Annotated in this window: 16 protein-coding genes and 3 pseudogenes; 4 read left to right on the top strand and 15 right to left on the bottom strand. The window is 31.1% G+C overall.

The features are described from left to right. Positions 1-109: 109 nt before the first annotated feature. The gene (locus AC0L3M_RS08430; protein WP_348661666.1) at positions 110-772 is read right to left on the bottom strand and encodes a hypothetical protein; all 663 of its coding nucleotides are present in this window, start codon (positions 770-772) and stop codon (positions 110-112) included. 72 nt (positions 773-844) lie between these two features. On the opposite strand from AC0L3M_RS08430, the gene AC0L3M_RS08425 reads away from it, so the two are divergent. Further along, complete coding sequence (locus AC0L3M_RS08425; protein WP_473430437.1) at positions 845-1,639, top strand: class I SAM-dependent methyltransferase; 795 nt, start codon at positions 845-847, stop codon at positions 1,637-1,639. On the opposite strand, the gene AC0L3M_RS08420 is transcribed toward AC0L3M_RS08425, so the two are convergent. The 4 genes from AC0L3M_RS08420 to AC0L3M_RS08405 form a co-directional block, all read right to left on the bottom strand. Beyond that, positions 1,636-3,543: a T9SS type A sorting domain-containing protein gene (locus AC0L3M_RS08420; protein ID WP_473430436.1), complete on the bottom strand. Its 1,908-nt coding sequence runs from the start codon at positions 3,541-3,543 to the stop codon at positions 1,636-1,638. The genes AC0L3M_RS08425 and AC0L3M_RS08420 overlap by 4 nt on opposite strands. A 132-nt stretch (positions 3,544-3,675) precedes the next feature. Then, positions 3,676-4,323 (bottom strand): peptide-methionine (S)-S-oxide reductase MsrA, encoded by a 648-nt coding sequence (gene msrA, locus AC0L3M_RS08415; RefSeq protein WP_473430435.1) that lies wholly within the window; start codon positions 4,321-4,323, stop codon positions 3,676-3,678. Positions 4,324-4,465: 142 nt separating this feature from the next. After that, on the bottom strand, positions 4,466-5,245 hold the full coding sequence (locus AC0L3M_RS08410; protein WP_145002867.1) for a zinc ribbon domain-containing protein: 780 nt from the start codon (positions 5,243-5,245) through the stop codon (positions 4,466-4,468). Positions 5,246-5,248: 3 nt separating this feature from the next. Continuing rightward, positions 5,249-6,343 carry a Nif3-like dinuclear metal center hexameric protein gene (locus AC0L3M_RS08405; RefSeq protein ID WP_473430434.1) on the bottom strand — a complete coding sequence of 365 codons (1,095 nt, stop codon included), beginning with the start codon at positions 6,341-6,343 and terminating at the stop codon, positions 5,249-5,251. A gap of 111 nt (positions 6,344-6,454) precedes the next feature. Here AC0L3M_RS08405 and lpxK point away from each other — a divergent pair, with 111 nt between their 5' ends. Continuing rightward, on the top strand, positions 6,455-7,462 hold the full coding sequence (gene lpxK / locus AC0L3M_RS08400; RefSeq protein WP_473430433.1) for a tetraacyldisaccharide 4'-kinase: 1,008 nt from the start codon (positions 6,455-6,457) through the stop codon (positions 7,460-7,462). Here the strand turns inward: lpxK and AC0L3M_RS08395 are convergent. The 6 genes from AC0L3M_RS08395 to AC0L3M_RS08370 form a co-directional block, all read right to left on the bottom strand. Then, positions 7,440-9,692 (bottom strand): tetratricopeptide repeat-containing hybrid sensor histidine kinase/response regulator, encoded by a 2,253-nt coding sequence (locus AC0L3M_RS08395; RefSeq protein ID WP_473430432.1) that lies wholly within the window; start codon positions 9,690-9,692, stop codon positions 7,440-7,442. The genes lpxK and AC0L3M_RS08395 overlap by 23 nt on opposite strands. A 51-nt stretch (positions 9,693-9,743) precedes the next feature. Beyond that, entirely contained in the window at positions 9,744-10,736 is a 993-nt protein-coding gene (gap, locus tag AC0L3M_RS08390; protein ID WP_145002855.1) for a type I glyceraldehyde-3-phosphate dehydrogenase, read from the bottom strand. Positions 10,737-10,738: 2 nt separating this feature from the next. Beyond that, on the bottom strand, positions 10,739-11,617 hold the full coding sequence (gene lipA / locus AC0L3M_RS08385; RefSeq protein ID WP_145002852.1) for a lipoyl synthase: 879 nt from the start codon (positions 11,615-11,617) through the stop codon (positions 10,739-10,741). A gap of 82 nt (positions 11,618-11,699) precedes the next feature. After that, positions 11,700-12,248, bottom strand: coding sequence for an RNA polymerase sigma factor (locus AC0L3M_RS08380; protein ID WP_473430431.1), 549 nt, complete (start codon positions 12,246-12,248; stop codon positions 11,700-11,702). Further along, positions 12,239-13,354: a glycosyltransferase gene (locus AC0L3M_RS08375; RefSeq protein ID WP_473430430.1), complete on the bottom strand. Its 1,116-nt coding sequence runs from the start codon at positions 13,352-13,354 to the stop codon at positions 12,239-12,241. The genes AC0L3M_RS08380 and AC0L3M_RS08375 overlap by 10 nt, the downstream gene beginning before the upstream one ends. A 3-nt stretch (positions 13,355-13,357) precedes the next feature. After that, positions 13,358-13,561 carry a hypothetical protein gene (locus tag AC0L3M_RS08370; protein WP_028283727.1) on the bottom strand — a complete coding sequence of 68 codons (204 nt, stop codon included), beginning with the start codon at positions 13,559-13,561 and terminating at the stop codon, positions 13,358-13,360. A gap of 204 nt (positions 13,562-13,765) precedes the next feature. Here AC0L3M_RS08370 and aqpZ point away from each other — a divergent pair, with 204 nt between their 5' ends. Beyond that, on the top strand, positions 13,766-14,455 hold the full coding sequence (gene aqpZ / locus AC0L3M_RS08365) for an aquaporin Z (protein ID WP_473430429.1): 690 nt from the start codon (positions 13,766-13,768) through the stop codon (positions 14,453-14,455). Between the two features lie 67 nt (positions 14,456-14,522). Here aqpZ and AC0L3M_RS08360 read toward each other — a convergent pair. The 4 genes and pseudogenes from AC0L3M_RS08360 to AC0L3M_RS08345 form a co-directional block, all read right to left on the bottom strand. Then, positions 14,523-14,978, bottom strand: a pseudogene (locus AC0L3M_RS08360) (anti-sigma factor); the annotation flags it as partial. 349 nt (positions 14,979-15,327) lie between these two features. Then, a pseudogene (locus tag AC0L3M_RS08355) lies at positions 15,328-15,857 on the bottom strand (RNA polymerase sigma factor). Between the two features lie 57 nt (positions 15,858-15,914). Further along, positions 15,915-16,928: a UDP-N-acetylmuramate dehydrogenase gene (gene murB, locus AC0L3M_RS08350; RefSeq protein ID WP_473430428.1), complete on the bottom strand. Its 1,014-nt coding sequence runs from the start codon at positions 16,926-16,928 to the stop codon at positions 15,915-15,917. Then, a pseudogene (locus tag AC0L3M_RS08345) lies at positions 16,928-18,117 on the bottom strand (pyridoxal phosphate-dependent aminotransferase). Before AC0L3M_RS08345 ends, murB begins: the two are co-directional and overlap by 1 nt. Positions 18,118-18,254: 137 nt before the next feature. Between AC0L3M_RS08345 and AC0L3M_RS08340 the strand changes: the two are divergent. Then, positions 18,255-19,580, top strand: coding sequence for an aspartyl protease family protein (locus AC0L3M_RS08340; protein ID WP_473432491.1), 1,326 nt, complete (start codon positions 18,255-18,257; stop codon positions 19,578-19,580). The last annotated feature ends 58 nt before the right edge of the window (positions 19,581-19,638 follow it).

Raw genomic sequence — 19,638 nt, 5'->3', positions numbered from 1 at the left:
GACAAAAAAAGGGTTTCATAAATATAAATTATGAAACCCTTTGAGATATATGTTGACGCGTAAAGCGGAATTACTTTATATACGTTTTAAGTTTTAATTTGGACTATTTCTAATTCATTTTTATTGAAATATTAGAAAAATTTAAGTTCCAATTACTATCATTCTGTTTATGATCCTTAGCTATTTTAATACCGTTGTAGTCTTGATAATTTTCAAAAGTTGTAATCATTGAGGGTTTTGTAGTATTACCTTGTCTAAAAATCCATTCTTTAATAATGTAATTTTTATCGTAGTAAAAATCATAGGCATCACCAGGTGTGTAACCACCATCACTGGTATATGTTAGTGTTAGTTTGTTTAGTTTAACCTTGCTAATTGGCGCTAATTCTACAATTGTATCAGTAATAGTTGTGCCTTTATCCCATGATATTTGAAAAGGTGCTAAAAGCCAAAATTTATCGTTTATAAAACCACGATCAGCCATCATTGCTGTACTGTCCATGTTGCTTCTGTTGTACGATATAGTGTCTTTATCCGTAATTAGCGTAACTTGTTTGGATTTTGGTTGCCACGACCAAGAGCGTTCAAAATGTGTGCTATCTTTATCTACGTTAAAAGTAAAGTCAATTTGGGTTACATTTTTCCAATTTGATATTCCGTTAGCGTTAGCAATCTTTTGAGCAGTAGTCAGTTGTATTTGAGTTGGTTTAACCTCTTTTTTACAAGAAAAACTAACTATAGCCATTAATATAAGTAATAATTTTTTCATCATTTTTTTATTGCAAAGATACGGAAGCCTTTTATTTAAAATAGAAATATTAAATTGGGAACAAATACCAATGTTATGAAAACTGATTATTTTAACACCAATAAATCTACTTGGAACGAAAAAGTAAAAATTCATGCCACGAGTGACTTTTATGATATGGATGCCTTTAAAAAAGGAGAAACATCCTTAAAGCACTATGAATTAAAGGCTTTACCAAATGTTAGCGGTAAATCGTTGTTGCATTTACAATGTCATTTTGGTCAAGATACACTTAGTTGGAGCAGGTTAGGAGCTAAGTGCGTGGGTGTTGATATTAGTGATGAAGGTATAAAATTAGCTCAAACATTAAATAACGATTTGTCTTTAAATGCCAAATTTGTTTGTTGTAATGTTTTAGATACCTCTAGTCATGTCAAGGAAACTTTTGATATAGTGTTTACAAGCTATGGTGTTATAGGTTGGCTACCAGATTTAAAACCATGGGGAAAAATGATAGCTGAGCGTTTAAACAAAGGAGGTGTCTTTTATATTGCAGAATTTCATCCGATAGTTTGGATGTTTGATTATTTAGAAAAAAAGCCTGTAATGCGCTATGCTTATAATAGGGATGAGGTTATTTATGAAGAAGAACAAGGTACTTATGCAGATGAAACTGCTGATGTGCTATCTAAGACCTATTCATGGAATCATGGTTTAGGCGAAGTTATAAATGCCTTAACCGAAGCTGGGTTACACATTGACTATCTAAATGAATATGATGAAAGTCCGTATAGCGTATTGCCAGACTTAATAGAAACTAAATCTGGCAATTTTGAATTAAAAGAAAAACTATATCCTCTTATTTTTGAAATTAAAGCAACTAAGCTTTAGTTTTTGATAATCATTTTTGAACCTATAAGTTTATCAAAACTATAAATCTTTATAAAGTAAGATCCTGATTTAATTTGACTTAAATCTACTGTAGCTTCTTTGCTATTTGGATTTTTATCAATTACTTGTTGGCCTAATATATTATAGACTTTAAAGTTGGTTACTTGTGTGTTAGATTTAAATGATACCAGACCATCAGTTGGATTTGGGTATAACTTAAAATTAATATTTTCAATATCCATAACACTTAATGTGCTATCTGTAATATCCAAATAAAAAGTTGAACTATAATTATTACAAGCATCAATTTGGTAAGTGACTGTATAATTTCCTGTTGTTGATGCTGCTGTATTAATTTCTCCAGTTGCTGCATTTATTGCTAATCCTGGCGTACTAGAGAACGTTCCAATTGCACTACCTGTAATTATAGGCATTGGATTGCTATCCGTTATACTGTAACTGTTTGAAGCGTATTCAAAATCTGCAAAATCGTTATAATGTATGTCTAAAAAAGATACTATAACTGTAGCATAATCATCAGCAAATGGTACTAATGTTTGTGGTCTAGTATCATAAGTATTTCCATTGTAAGTCCCTAAATCTCTTACTCGTCTATTAACTTCTGTCATTATACCATCTATACTTCCACCACCACCAAGTCCATCGCTTGCTGCAGGTCCAGATCCATGACGTTTATTGCTGTAAAAGTCTCCATCAAAATAGGAGTTAGAATAAGGACGTGTGTCATCACAACTTGTTGATCCTCCATTAAAGTCACTTGGAAGCGTACGATATCCACTACTAACACCACATTGAGAGTAACCTTGTGCGTTGTAAAAAGCACCTCCAGTATCACTAAATATACCACCTAAACTATTTGGACCTCTTACTAATTGTTCTTGTGTTAACCCTCCAATGTTATTAGTTACTAAGTTGGAAATTGTAGAATTAGATACTGTATTAAGAAAATTTGTAGTTGTGTTATTTAAATCTGAAGCGGAAATATTATAACCAGCTTCTATTCTTGGTATAGCATGACTTTGACCATGTAAGTCTATGTAAAGACCTTTGCCAAACGTGTTCATTACATCAGCACTTGCAGTGTCAATAAAATTATGGTATTCATTCCAGTAAAATAGCGCATCTGAATCTCCACATGTAGCCTCAGCAGACGCTCTATTTGGATCTAATTTACTTCTGTGTAAATTGTTTATAATAATGTATGGATAACAACCTGTTTGATCATATACAGATTGCTGTATTTCTCTAATTAATATATCAGTATTGTCATCTCTTTCAACCGTTCCGCAGTTTCTATCAGGTAAACTATTATCGTTATCAGGATATGAAGTGCCTCCAATAGTAAGACCTGACTGTTTTACGCCACCATGTGGTGCTGAAATTATAATTGGAATATTACCTGGTATGTATTCAATATAATTGTTTCCGCTGGAATCAAATTGAGATATTCCCGGAAAAGGAGGAGCAGGTTGTTCTAAAGCAAAGTAGATTGTTTGCGAAATTTCGCTATTGGTAGCAGACGTATTAAAGGAACCATTAAATGTAAATGCCGATTGACCATCAGTGGTAATGGTTAAGCTACCTGATCCATTCCATCCATCACCATAAGTATCATAAACGATAACATAGTAACCAGCAGTAGTACTATTGTTTACTGGGTAATCCATTGGAATGGTTGAAGTGGAGTAAGGATTTGCTTGACTACCAGATCCATCATAACCGTTATCTATAGTCACTAATAATGTTCCATTAGGATCATAAAACTCAACTTTATTTTCTGTTGACCATTGTGGCCAATTAACAGATAAAACTACTTCTGTATTTTGAGCAGAACAAATTGAAAAGAAAACGATAGAAAATATTATAAGTAATTTTTGTTTCATGGATTAATAGGTTAAATAACGATTTATTGTAAATGTAATTAGTATTGCACTTAGCAAGTCTAATTACATTTACAGCTTAATTTTAATCGCTAAAATAACTTATTTAACCGATAAACAGTTTTTTAGGGCGTTTTATTTTAGGATGTTTGGCATCTTAGATTTAAACTTATTTAATCTAGGAATCGAAACATTTTGAATGTAAGGATTTTCAGGATGTAATTTTTCATAATCTTGATGGTAGTCTTCTGCAATCCAAAATTTTAGAAAAGGATAAACTTCGGCAGCAATTGTGCTATTTAGTTTTTCAGCTAATGCCTTTTTCTTTGCTTCTATAATTTCTTTTTGTTCTTGATTTTGATAAAAAATAATAGATCTGTACTGACTGCCTCTGTCTGGACCTTGACCATTTACTTGTGTTGGATTTTGCGAAGCAAAATAAACGTCTACTAAAGTTTCAAAACTCACAATTTTTGGATCGTATATAACTTCTACTGCTTCAGCATGACCTGTTTGACCTGTGTTACTTTTCTCGTAAGTAGGATTTTGCGTATGACCTCCTGCGTATCCATTAATAACTTCATCTACACCTTTAACGCTTTCATATACAGCTTCTACACACCAAAAACAACCGCTTGCAAAATAGGCTTTTGCTTTTCCGTTTTGTAATGCAACAGTTACTGGAGTTGCTGTTTTGATAGCTTCTTGTTTAGGATTGGTTTGGGCTTGATTGTTACAGCTAAATAATAAGGCTAGAAATAATACTGATAATAATTTTTTCATTTTTCTTTTCTTTTTCAATTGGACGTATAAATTATAATATCCTTGCTTATTTACTTATAATTATTTCTTAAAAAAATAAATATATAGCAATAAAAAAGCCTTTACGTTATGTAAAGGCTTTATATTATAATGAAAAAGGTTTCTATAATTTAGAAAACATTTTTTCCATTTTCTCTCTTTGTTCATCTGCTAAAGCAGCATCAACAAGTATACGTCCACTATGCTCATCCGTAATAATTTTTTTACGTCCAGCAATCTCCATTTGTACTTGTGGTGGAATTGTAAAATAAGATCCTCCAGATGCACCTCTTTCGATTGGTACAACAGCTAGACCATTTTTTACGTTTACTCTAATACGGTTGTAAGCTTTTACTAAACGCGCTTCGATTTTTTTCTTGTAATCTTCAGACTTGTCTATAAGTGCTTTTTCTTCTTTTTCAGTTTCTTTTAAGATAGCATCTAACTCACTTTTTTTATGTTTCAAGTGGTTTTCACGCTCTTTGTTATGCTCTTTAGTTTTAGCAATAACGTCTTTTTTCTGCTCAATTTGAGCTTTAAATTCTCTGATATGCTTTTCAGCTAATTCAATTTCTAACTCTTGGTATTCAACCTCTTTAGTTAAAGAATTAAATTCTCTGTTATTTCTAACATTTTTTTGTTGCTCAGAGTATTTTTTAATTAAAGTTTTAGATTCTTCAATTAAATTTTTCTTAGCAGTAATTTCAGCATCTACAGAGCTTAAACTATCTTCTAATTTCTCTAATCTAGTTTTTAATCCTGCAACTTCGTCTTCTAAATCGCTAACCTCTAAAGGTAATTCTCCACGTACGCTTCTTATTTCGTCAATTCTAGAGTCTATTAATTGTAGATCATATAACGCTCTTAGGCGATCTTCTACTGTTGCTTCTTTTGTCTTTGCCATATTTTAAAAATACTTAACAGGATTGGTATTTGTGTTCGATAAAATGAATGCAAAATTAGGGATTTTTTTCGTAAGTATTGCTACTAAACCAATTTTTGTGTACTGTTCACTTTCATAATGTCCTATATCTACTAATAAAATGTTGTTTTCTGCTTGGAAAAAATCATGATATTTAAGGTCTGAAGTTACAAAAGTATCAGCTCCTGCTGCTTTTGCTGCGTTTATAGCAAAGCTTCCAGAACCTCCTAATACAGCAACTTTTTTTATTCTTTTATTTGTTAATTTACTATGTCTAATTGCTGAAATATCCATTTTTTCTTTCAAATAATGCAAAAACTCAATTTCGGTTTTGGAATTTTCTAGTTCTGCAATCATTCCCATACCAATATTTTGGTTTATATTTTCTAAAGTGGTTACTTCAAAAGCTATTTCTTCGTAAGAATGTGTTTTAAATAAAGTTTGTAAAATGATAGATTCTAAATGTTTTGGGAAGGTGACATTTATTTGTGTTTCAGCTTCGATATAATTTTCTCCTTTTTGACCTATTGTAGGATTAGCTTCTTGATTAGGTTTAAATGATCCTATCCCTTTTGTTGTAAAGCTACAGTTAGAATAGTTTCCAATTTGTCCTGCACCTACTTTAAATAAGGCGTTTTTTATGGCTTCAACTTCTGATTCTGGTGCGTAAGTTGTTAGTTTTTTTATGGTTTGTTTTTGTGGTATTAATATGCGTTGATTAGTTAAGTTAAGTTGATCACATAACATGGCATTAACACCATTTTTATCATTATCCAAAGCTGTATGTATAGCGTAAATAGCAATGTTGTTTTGGATAGCTTTTAAAACGGTACGCTCTACATAATTTTTTCCGGTAAGACTTTTAAGTCCTTTAAAAATTATTGGGTGAAAACTTAATATAAAGTTGCAATTTTTAGCAATTGCTTCGTCAATCACATCTTCCAATGTGTCTAAAGTTACCAATACGTTGGTTATCTTAGTGTTTTTATCGCCAATTAATAATCCTACGTTATCAAAATCTTCGGCATATTTTAAAGGCGCAATTTCTTCAAGGTGATTAACAAGGTCTTTTATCAACATACTTTTTGGTCTTTAATATTTAAAACAAATATAAAATATTTACTTTCGTTACTATTATTGTTTGCTCCATTTCGTTTTTATAAAAAGATAAATGAGCTTTAAATGTATTAAATGAAGTTTTTAAGATTTATTTTATTTCCTATTGTACCGTTTTATTATTTAATAACTTGGTTTAGAAACATCATGTTTGATAAAGGTTGGTTGGCTTCTAAATCTTATGATTTTCCAATTATTTGTGTTGGTAACCTCAGTACAGGAGGAACTGGAAAAACACCAATGGTTGAGTATTTAATACGTTTATTAAAAGATGATGTTAATTTGGCTACCTTAAGTCGAGGGTATGGACGCCAAAGTAAAGGGTTTAAGCTAGGTGATGCTACGACTAATGCGACAATTCTAGGAGATGAGCCTTTTCAGTTTTATAATACGTTTTCAGAAGATATTAAAGTTGCAGTGGATGCAGATAGACAATCTGGTATCTCTAATTTATTGCGTTTAAAGGATAAGCCAGATGTTATTTTGTTGGATGATGCTTTTCAGCATAGAAAAGTTAAAGCAGGATTAAATATCATGTTGACCACTTTTGATAACAGATATACTAAAGATATTGTATTGCCAACTGGTAATTTACGTGAACCAAAGTCAGGAGCTAAGCGTGCAAATATTATAGTTGTAACCAAATGTCCAGAAGAGATAACAGAAATTAATAAACAGGATATAATTGCTGAAATCAAACCTTTAGCTTATCAACAGGTGTTTTTTAGTAAGATACGTTATAGTGATAAAGTATATTCTGAAAACAAGACAATTGCATTGGATCAATTAATAGGTGATTTTAAATTGGTAACAGGTATTGCTAATGCAAAACCATTAGTGTCTTATTTGAAGCGTAAAGAATTAACTTTTGAACATTTAAATTTTAAAGATCATCACGAGTTTTTATCCTCAGAAATTGAGTATTTATCAAAGTATGAGCTGATAATTACTACAGAAAAAGATTACATGCGTTTAAAAACTGAAGCTTCTTTACAAGGAAAATTATTTTATCTACCTATTAAAATAGATATTGATAACAGTGATAAGTTTGATGCTATTATTAAGACGTATGGTTTAGGGTAGAATTATCTCCTTTTTCCGATAGCATTAAGGCATTAAAAAGTTTTTTCTCGAAGTCTTCTTGCTTGAAAGGTTTAGGTATAATATCTGTAAATCCAGCTTCTTCAAATTCTTGCATTTTATCCTCAATAGTAACAGCAGTTAATGCAAAAATAGTAAGTTCTTTATCAAAGGTTCTGATAATTTTTGTAGCTTCCATACCGCTAATTCCTGGCATGTGGATGTCCATTAAAACAACATCGTATTTGGTGGTTTTTACCATATCTACAGCTTCTTCACCATTATCCACAACGTCACAATACAGTTTCATTTTATTCAGGATTTTTTTGGTGATCATTTGGTTGATCTTGTTATCCTCTACAACTAGTATTTTGATGTTGCTTAATTCAATTTCGTCAATTTCGTTAAAGTAGTTTGCCTTTTTCTCAACAATAATCTCATTACTTTTTTTCATAGGTATTTCAAAGAAAAAGGTAGTTCCTTTTCCTAGCTGACTTTTCATGTAAATTTTTCCTTTTAATATATCTATCAATCCTTTAACAATGGAAAGACCAAGTCCAGTTCCTCCATATTTACGGTTGATTTGAATTGATCCTTGAGAAAAACTTTCAAACATATTTTGTTGCTTTTCTTCACTAATTCCAATACCATTATCTTCTACTTCAAATCTAACTTCAAAGTTTTCTCCATTTTGATTTTGTTTGATAATTCTGATCCAAATATCTCCATCCTTTGTAAACTTAATAGAGTTACCAATTAGGTTAATTAGTATTTGAGAGATTTTTAATTGATCTGCATTAAAATTAGTTGGTAGGTCTCTGTCGTATTCTAAATGCAAGGTGATATTGTTGTCTAAAGCAGAATTATTTAATGCTGACATAACATTTTCAGCTTTCTTTTTAAGATTAAAAACTTCAGGTTCTATATCTACTTTATTGGCTTCAATTTTATTAATTTGAAGGATGTCATTAATAAAAGTTAAAAGGTAATCACCAGAAAATTTAAGTGATTTTAAATGTTGTACTTGGCCAGGTTTTGGGTCTTCCTCCAAAAGCATATTTGTTAATCCTGTTACAGCGTATAAAGGTGTTCTTAACTCATGCGTTACAGTAGATAGGAAATTAGCTTTGGTTTTGGTAGCCAATTCTGCTTTTTCCATTGCAATGGTTAATTCTGCATTTTTTTTATGTAAAATATTATTAGATTTTAATCTAATATTATTGTTTTTATATAACGAAAGCGTCAATAATGATAAAATTGTAATTAAAGCAATACTTAATATTGTTGTTAGTTTTTCTAACCAAGTTGAGCTTGCCTCTTTTTCTAAATCAGCTTCTTTTTCTTTTTGGTATTCTACGGGATTACTGTAAAGTTTGTCTAACCTTTTATCTGAAGAAAGAAAACCACGCTTAGCCATTAGCAAGGAGTCGTTAAGTTTGATGTGCTTTTTTAAATAGGTATTTGCTTTTTTGTAATCTTCAGTTTCGTTATAAATATCACTTAATGAAGCATAAGCAATGTTAGTAATGGAAGGGAAGTTGTTTTTTTGTGCAATGGTTAATCCTTGTGTAATTAACTTTTCAGCTTCATCAAATTGACCTAATTTTATTTTATTTTTTCCTAAATGGACGTAAGCGCTACTAAGTATTTTATTGTTTAAATAGCTTTTAGATATACTAACCGCTTTTTCATATTCTATTTCTGCTTCTTCGTAGTTTTCTAAGTTATAGTAGGCATCACCTTTATATAGAACCGACTCTGCTTCAAAATCATGTAAGTCTTCATTTTCAAAAAGACCTTCTGCAGATGTAAAATAATCTAGTGCGCGATTAAAATTATTTTTACTCATGTAAACGATACCAATCGTTTTGTAAGTTTCTGCTATGTTAATGTTATCTTCTGCAAAGCGTTGCTTTTCAATAGCTTTAATTAGCGTTTGAAGGGCTTCGTTAGATTCCTCAGTAATAAATTGAATTTTTCCAATTTTTGAGTAAATTAAACCAATGTTTTTATTGTCATTAATTTGATTAGCCAATGCTAAGGCTTCGTCTAAATCACTTTGCGCTTTATAATATTGATTATTATCAATATTTTTTTGAGCTTGACTAATGTTAAAGTTTATTTTGCTCTTAATGACTTCCTTTTCTTTTTCTGTTAAGTTTTGTGCTTGTAGATTTAATCCTACAAAACACAATATTAAGCACGTGAAAAATTTTATAAAATGGGATTTCATTGGTTGGGTATATAAAAACAAATATAAATATTTATACTCTAAAAGTTATTTTTATTCCGATAAATTGGAAATCAAATCTATTATTCGGCTAGAGTAACCAGTTTCGTTGTCATACCATCCAATAATTTTTACCATGTTACCTATAACAGAGGTCATTTGAGCATCAAAAATACAGGAGTGTGGATTGCCAACAATATCTATGGATACTATTGGGTCCTCAGTATATTCTAAGATGTTTTTAAATTTGCCTTTAGATGCATTTTTAAAAGCCTGATTTATGGCTTCAATAGTGACCGTTTTTTTGACATTAAAAGTAATATCTGTTAACGATCCATTGGCTACAGGAACTCTAATTCCGCATCCGCCAATTACATTTGATAACTCAGGAAATATTTTTGTTAAAGCCTTGGCAGCTCCAGTTGTTGTTGGTACAATACTTTGTCCAGCAGCTCTAGCACGTCGTAAATCCCTATGTGGCTGATCGTGTAGGCTTTGGTCTGTGGTGTACGAGTGTATTGTTGTTATGTATGCTTGGTTAATACCGCAAAGCTCGTTGATTATGTCAATCATTGGAGCTGCGTTATTTGTAGTGCATGAGGCATTTGATATTATAGTTTCAGTACCATCTAAATCGTTTTGATTAATGCCTAAAACAATAGTTTTAATATCATCTTCAGTTGGAGGTACGCTTAATATTACGCGCTTAGCTCCATTGTTTATATGATGTTGTAAATCTTCTGTAGTTTTAAATTTTCCGGTTGCTTCAATAACAAAATCTGGAGCAAATTGGGACCAATCTATAGTTTTAGGATGTGTTTGGTTTAAAAGTGAAACAGACACATTGTTTACTAGTATAGTGTTTTCTGTGGAAGAAATTTCAGCAGGAAACACACCATGTATACTATCATACTTTAGTAAATGACTTAACGTTTTTGCATCTGCTAAATCATTTATGGCAACAACCTTAATATTGGGATTATTATGTAGTAGTCTAAAAACGCGTCTTCCAATACGTCCAAAACCATTAATAGCTACTGTAATCATATTTAGTTTATGTGTTTTTGTGCTTTATATGAAGAACGTACTAATGCGCTACTTTCTACATGTCTAAATCCAAGTTTTAGTCCTATTTCTTCATACTCTTTAAATTCGTCAGGAAGTATAAAACGTTTAACAGGTAAGTGTTTTTTACTTGGTTGTAAATATTGACCAATGGTAACAACATCCACATCGTTATCACGTAAATCGTGTAAAGTTTGAATAACCTCTTCACGCGCTTCACCAAGACCTAGCATAATCCCAGACTTTGTTCTGCGTTGTCCTTGTTGTTTTAAGTATTTTAAGACACCTAAACTTCTTTCGTATTTAGCTTGTATACGGACTTCTCTGGTTAGTCTTTTTACGGTTTCAATGTTGTGAGAGACCACTTCTGGAGCTACATCAATAATTCTGTCAATGTGCATTTCTACACCTTGAAAATCAGGGATTAATGTTTCTAGGGTTGTTTGTGGATTCATTCGTCTAACAGCATCTACTGTTTCTGCCCACATAATACTTCCCATATCTTTTAAATCATCTCTATCCACACTTGTTAATACAGCATGTTTGATTCCCATAATTTTTATAGATCGTGCTACCTTTTCTGGTTCGTCCCAATCAACATCTTCTGGACGTCCAGTTTTTACACCGCAAAATCCACATGATCTAGTACAAACATTTCCAAGTATCATAAAAGTTGCAGTTCCTTCTCCCCAACATTCTCCCATGTTTGGACAACTTCCAGATGCACAAATAGTGTTTAATTTGTATTTATCTACTAATCCTCTTAATTCTGTATATTTTTTACCTGTTGGTAATTTAACGCGTAACCATTTTGGTTTAGGTTGTCTTTCTGGTAATATATTTGATGCAGTTTCTGTGTTCATAGTTGCAATTTTGTAGATGCAAAGATACGAAGTATTTTGGTTAAAATTTAAGGAGTAGGAGTAAAGTAGGGTAAGCTAATAATTACTTTTTTTGAATAATTTCTGCTAATAATTTTTTGGCACGAAGTAACTTTACTTTTATATTATTAATCGGCTCTTTTAGCTCGTCAGAAATTTCTTTGTAACTTAATTCTTGAAAGTATCTTAGGTTTATTACTTCTTGATAATGTGGTTTTAGCTTTTTAATGTCACGAAGTAATTTAGCTAAATTTTGTTCTGTAATTAGTTTGTCTTCAACAGATGGTGTTTCGTCTAAAACTTGATAGAGAGCATTGTCATCTGTACTTGAAATAGCCTGTTTAATGCTGTTTTTTTGTTTTCTAATAATATCAATATGAATGTTTTTAGAAATTGTAATTAACCAAGTATTAAATGCGTATTTGCTGTCGTAAGTTTTTATTTTGTCAAAAGCTTTAGAGAAGGTTTGAATGGTAATGTCTTCTGCATCGTTTTCATTTTGGATGCGTTTGAGTTGAAAACCATAAACCTTATCCCAATAATTATGAAGTAAATAATTAAACGCTTTTTGGTCGTTTTGTTTGGCTCTTTTTATTGCTTCTTCTATTTCCAATAATTTGGTTTTGAAATTTTATTGGCTATAAAGATACTAAATTGCAATACAATCAAGGTTATTTCTAGGATTGGTAACAATAAAATGGTGTCTTTTTCGTCTAATTTATTTGCTGAAAAGCCTAAACTTAAAAATTGAATGATAAAACGTAAAATAATTAGACCCAAAACAAAAGGCCATAAATAGGTGGTTATGGCTAATACAATCGCTAATATCCAAAATAGTATTTGCGAGATATAGAAACTAGCCAATAAAAATTGATGTTTAAATTTATAATATTGAGCAGTTGACACGTGTCTGCGTTTTTGTTTAAACCAATCTTTTAATGAAGTCTTTGGTATGGAAGATGTAAAACTTTCTTTATGGTAACAAATTGCGGTGTTAGTTGCATTAGCAGCTTCGTTGATAAAAAGATCATCATCTCCAGATCTAATTTTCATGTGTTTAATAAAACCATTTGTTTTAAAAAACTCATCTCTATGGTAGGCTAAATTACGACCAACACCCATAAAAGGAATCCCAACTTTAGCAAACGAAAAATATTGTGTTGCAGTCAGCAAGGTTTCAAATCTGATTAGTTTATTTAAAAATGAGTTTTTTATTTTATTATACGCACCATAACCTAAAATAATGGTGTTCTCGTCATTAAAACTTTGACTCATTTTGTTGATCCATTGGTTTGAAACCGGTTGGCAATCTGCATCAATAAACAGTAAATGATTGTGTGTGGCAGCTTTTATGCCTAGTGAGAGTGCGTATTTTTTATTTCCCCAAAAGGCTTCAATATTTTTGACATCTACAATTTTAATATTGTTATGTTTAGATTTAAAATCTTCAAAAACATCTAAAGTCTCATCGTGAGATGAATCGTTTATTAGTACCAATTCAAAATTGGGATACGATTGATTTAATATGCTAGGTAGAAATTTTTTAAGGTTTTGTGCTTCGTTTTTGGCACAGATAATTACAGAAATTGGATAGTTTCTGTTTAAAGAGGTTGTAACACTTTTAGAAAAAGCAAAGCTGCCAAATAATACAGCATAATATAATACCTGAATAACAACCACAGCTACAAAGCTGTAGAATAAAACCTCAAGTATTAGCATGTGTTAAGAATGTTGCGTTTCGTTGCAGTTGTCAAACTGATCTGGAGTTTTACCGCAAAATCCGCAAGATTCTCCTGTTGTATTTAACATTGGATTTTGACTTGCGCAAGTACCAGCAAATTTACCATCTTTTTTTGCCCATATTTTAATTGCTATTCCAGCAAAACCTAATGCTAGAAGACCTAATGTAAGTAGTAAAAGTTTCAAATTATTTTTCTTTTTTTTGTGACCACAAAGATACTAAATTTTAAAGAATAATGTAAAGGTTTTATAAAACCTCTAATAGTGTTTTTGTCTTTTATATCTATTAAAGTTGTTTTTTATCGAATTTTTTATTCAAGCGAAAAATAAGTGTCTAAACATTTGTTTTTTTTAAATACCTTAAACCCTTAACTTTTAATTATTTAGATTATGAAAAAATTATTGGCAGAATGTTTTGGAACTTTTTGGTTAGTTTTTGGAGGTTGTGGTAGTGCAGTCTTTGCAGCAGGTTATCCAGATTTAGGCATTGGATTTGTTGGTGTAGCTCTAGCTTTTGGATTATCCGTATTAACAATGGCTTACGCTGTTGGTCACGTATCTGGAGCGCATTTTAATCCTGCAGTATCTATAGGTTTATGGGCTGGTGGCAAGTTTCCTGCAAAGGAGCTGCCTGGTTATATTATTGCACAATTAGTTGGAGCTATTTTAGCAGCTGCAGCATTATTATATATTATTTCTGGTAAAGCAGGATTTTCTGGTCAAGGTGGTTTTGCTGCTAATGGTTATGGCGGTTTGTCACCTGATGGTTATTCCATGATGTCTGCGTTGGTGACTGAGTTTATTTTGACCTTATTTTTTCTATTAATAATATTAGGAAGTACGTACCCTAAAGCACCAAAAGGATTTGCAGGTATTGCTATTGGTTTAGCTTTAACTTTAATTCATTTAATTAGTATTCCTATAACAAATACGTCTGTTAATCCAGCAAGATCAACTAGTCAAGCTTTATTTGCCGAAGGTGGTGAATATATGGGACAACTATGGTTGTTTTGGTTAGCGCCAATTGCAGGTGCAATTGTAGCTGGTTTAATCCATAAAGCATTGTTTAGTAAGGATTAAATCGTCAAATTTTGACATAAAAAAAGCCTCATAATAGTTATGAGGCTTTTTTATATAGTAAAACTAATTAGTCGTTAATCTTTAACGAGATCTCTGCAACAGGTGTGTCATTTGATCTAAATTGACTACCTCCTTTAGGTTCTATGGATATACTTAAACCTAAGGCATCTTCTGTATATGGTATTTCTTGTAAGCGTCTGTCTGCTTCACTTAGCACACCAAGGTTAACCATTTTGTCTTGTAAGTTAGCCCAAATTTGATATACTTTGTCATCAGGTAATTGAGGTAAGGATACTACATCAATCATAGATTTTTTTTCTTCTGGATTAATGTAAGCTACAGTTTTAAGGTTTTTAGCTCTAGTATTTCCTGTTAACACATATTTTTCTGTTTCAGGATTATTTAATTGTTCAAACTGTTGTAATACTTTATTTAAAGTACTATTGTTATTGGAAATATCACTTCTTAAATCAAAGATTTCATCAGCGATAGTTTGATTTTCATCTACTAAATTATTGTTTTGATTAAGTAGATAAACAGAGCTTCCTGCAAATAATAGTGCAGCCACACTTGCAGCAATTGCTAAGCTATACCATTTTTTTGATTTTTCTGGTTTTAATGCTATTACTGGTTTATCGTCTAAAGTATCTAGAACATTATCTAAAATAGATTTTGGTGCTTTTACTGCATTTAATTGCGTAGTAAATTCTAGCTTGTCTTCAAGCTTTTGAAATGCTTTTTTAACTTGTGGGTATTCTGATATGTAATGCTCTACCTCTAAAGTTTCTGAAGCTGTAGTTAGACCTATTAAATATCTGTCTAATAAGTCAGTGTCTAAAAATGTTTTTACTTTCTGATTCATCATTTTACAATTAAGGGTTGTAAATTTTTTCAATTCACGTAACGCAATTTTTAATCTTGATTTTATTGTACCTAACGGTATGTCTAATTCTTCGCTCGCTTCTTGTTGCGTCATTCCTTCAAAAAAGAGCGCGTTTATAACTATTTGATACTTTTCGTCTAACGTGTTTAAATGCTTTTTAATATCTAAAACATCCTCGTTTAAACTATTAGTTGTCAGTTTATATACGTTTGAATCTTCGATTTGGACTTCTTTATTAGATTTATTATTTACAGATCTAATTTTATCGATTGCCGAGTTATATGCAATGCGGTATAGCCAAGTGAATAATTTGGCTTTATCAGGATTATAACTTTTACCTTTTTTCCAAACTTTTATTAAAGTCTCTTGAAGCACGTCTTGCGCTAAGTCGTCATCCGAAATCACTTTTTTTATGACTCCAAATAAAGCATCAGCATAATTTTCGTATAACAAATTAATGGCTTGTTTGTCGCCATTTTTAAGGTGTGTTATAATATGTTTTTCTAAAGAAAATTCCAAGCTATTGTATTGTAGTTGTTAGTTAACTAATTTAAATTGAAGTTATTTTATATTGTGTCAAAAAATATTTACTTCAGCTTCAATTGAAATATTAAAGATACGATAAATAGTATTTTGTATTAATTTTGAAAGGTTTAATATGTCTTCTCCTTTAGCGTCGTCATAATTAACTAGTACTAAGGCTTGTTTTTTATGTACGCCATAATTACCAAATGTTTTTCCTTTAAAACCTGCGGTTTCAATTAACCATCCAGCAGGTATTTTTATTTCGTTATCAGAAATCACATAATGTGGCACTTCTTTAAAGTTATCTTGCAATTGTAAGAACTGAGATTTTGAAATAACAGGGTTTTTAAAAAAACTTCCAGAATTGCCAATAATTTTAGGGTCTGGTAATTTGCTTTCGCGAATAGCTATAACTGCTTTGGAGATGTCTTGTATTGTGGGTTGGGTAATATTCATGGTTTCTAACGCTGTAGTTATAGCACCATAATTAGTATGTAAAATGTGGTTTTTAGTTGTTAGTTTAAAAACCACACTTGTTATTATATATTTTCCTTTTGCTTCTTGTTTAAATATTGAATGTCTATACCCAAAATCACAGTCCTGCTTAGTAAACGTTTCTATTTTTAAAGTGTCTAGATTTAGAGCATTGCAAGAGTGAAAATGATCTTTTAATTCTACGCCATAAGCGCCAATATTTTGTATTGGACTTGTGCCAACATTGCCAGGAATTAAAGACAAATTTTCTAAACCGCCAAAATCTTGTTTTAGTGTCCATTTTACAAATTCATGCCAGTTTTCGCCAGCTTGGCACTCTATTAATACATGATTATCTGTGGTGTCAACAATAGTTTTTCCTTTAAGACTTAATTGTATCACTAAAGCATCTACAGGTTTGGTAAGTAACATATTGCTACCACCACCAAGGATAAATTTATTGGTGTTTTTGTAATTAGAATAGATAAACCTTAAATCTTGGACTGTGCTAACTGCTACAAATTGTTTAGCGTTAACATCTATGCCAAAGGTATTATAAGGTTTTAAAGATATGTCGTTTAAAATTTGCACTAGTCTTTATATACTTTTAATGCTTGTTTGATAATATTTACTGCTTTTTTTAAACTGTCTTGATTTAATACATAAGCAATACGGATTTGATTTAATCCAACTCCAGGTGTGCTGTAAAAACCTGCAGCAGGAGCGACCATAACGGTTTCTCCATCAATATCAAAATCTTCTAAAAGCCATTGTGCAAAAGCGTCACTATTTTTTATAGGTAATTGTGCGATACAATAAAAAGCGCCTTTTGGATTAGCGACTTGCACACCATCTATTTTTTGTAATTCTGCGATAAGCACATTACGTCTTTCAACGTACTCTTCAATAACATCGTCAAAATAACTTTGAGGTGTTTCTAAAGCAGCTTCACTAGCAATTTGTGCCAAGGTTGGAGGGCTTAATCTTGCTTGTGCAAATTTTAATGCAGTTGCGATAACCTCTTTGTTTTTAGAAACTAAACAACCAATTCTAGCACCACACATGCTGTAGCGTTTAGACACAGAATCTATAACTATTGCATGGTCGTCTAGTTCTTGTTCTTGTAATATAGAATAGTGTTTTGCTCCATCGTAAGCAAACTCGCGATAAACCTCGTCAGCTATTAAAAACAAATCATGTTTTTTAACTATTTCGGCTAATTTTTTTATTTCGTCTTTAGAATATAAATAACCTGTTGGGTTTCCTGGATTACAGATTAATATTGCTTTAGTTTTTGTTGTGATAAGTTTTTCAAACTCTTCAATTGCAGGTAAGGCAAAATTGTCTTCTATTTTAGAAATTACAGGTACGACCTTAACACCAGATGCAGTTGAAAATCCATTGTAATTTGCGTAAAAAGGTTCTGGAATAATCACTTCGTCATCAACATCCATTATGCTTCCAAAAGCAAAAAGTAATGCTTCACTACCACCTGTTGTTACAATAATATCGTCATGTTTTACATGGATATCATTTTTTGGTAATAGTTGGCGATTTTTTTACGATACTCTTCAGATCCTTCAGATCGTGTATAAGCTAATATATCTAAGCCATGCATTTTTACTGCATCAAGAGCTGCTTGTGGTGTTTTAATATCTGGTTGCCCAATATTTAAATGATAAACAGTTTTCCCCATTTTATATGCTTTTTCAGCAAAAGGAACTAACTTTCTTATTGGTGATTGTGGCATTGATTGCCCTTTTTGAGAAATTTTTGGCATTACATATCGTTTAGGTTGCAAATTTGCAAAAAATAATTGTAATGTTTCTTTAAAAAAAGACCTTTTAAAAGAGATAATAGTTAAAAGATTTGTAATTTTATTAAAGACATAATTTATTATACCATGGATGCGCTTATATAAACTATTATTTTATTTTTTTAATCTTTACTTTTTGTGTTAATGCGCAAAGTAACTACAAGTTAACAGATAAAATTAAATCCCAAAAAATAGAGTTTGAGTTAATTAATAATATAATTCTTATTCCTGTAGAGGTTAACGGTATTTCTTTAAAATTTCTACTTGATACAGGTGTTAGCAAACCAATTCTTTTCAATTTTATAAAAGGCTCAGACTCGTTAAAAATTTTAAATTCAGAAAAAATTAAAATTAAGGGACTTGGAGATGGAGACTACATTGACGCTTTAAGATCTAGTCATAATACTTTTAAAATTGGAGACGCCATAAATACTGATCAAACATTGTTTGCAGTATTTGATTCCAGAATTAATTTGGCTCCTAAGTTAGGTACACCAATAGATGGTATTATTGGCTATGATTTGTTTAAGGACTTTGTTGTGGAGGTTAATTATTCTGGTAGATATATTAGGTTACACAATCCTGAACATTATAAGTATAAAAGGTGCAATAGATGTGAAGTTTTAGATTTAGAATTTAAAGATAATAGGCCTTACTTAAATACTAATGTAACTATTAAAGATAAATTAGTTCCAGTAAAACTACTTATGGATTCTGGAGGTAGTGATGCCTTGTGGTTATTTGAGGATAAAGATAAAGGCTTGCAGCATAGCGATAAATATTTTGAAGATTTTTTAGGTTCTGGACTTAGTGGAGACGTTTTTGGTAAAAGAACTAAGATAGAAGCGCTAAACTTAAATCGTTTTACTATTAAATATCCTAAAGTTGCTTTTCCTGATTCTGTAACTGTGAAGGCAGTTAAAAAATTTAAAGATAGAGATGGGACTATTGGTGGCGAAATTTTAAAGCGATTTAATCTAATTGTAGATTATTCAAACTCTAAAATTACTCTTAAAAAAAATAGTACTTTTCATGATGCGTTTAGCTATAATAAAAGTGGTTTACAAGTAGAGCACGATGGTGTAAGAGTGGTCATGGAGATTAATGTTGAAGAAAACAGTGCTCATATTAGAAGTGAACAGTCCAATTCCATTGCAGTTAATAGTGTAGTAAAGACAAATCGTAATTTTTCATTAAAACCAACATTTATAGTACATAATGTTGTCAAAAACTCTCCTGCTTATTGGGCTGGAGTCAAAAAAGGTGACGTTATTTTAACAATAAATAATAAAATTACTTTTGATTTAACACTAAATCGTATTGTTAATCACTTTTATAAAAAATCAGGGACTCAAATTAGATTGTTAGTCAATAGAAATGGTTACGAAAAAGAAATTAAATTTAGATTAAAATCTCCCATAGAGTAGACCATAAAAAAGCCGAAACATATGTTTCGGCTTTTAAAATATGATTTAAATAGAGGGC

This window comes from Olleya sp. KJ81-1 (assembly GCF_055808135.1).
The sequence above is the reverse complement of the archived record's forward strand: the minus strand, read 5'-3'. Positions and strand labels throughout refer to the sequence as shown.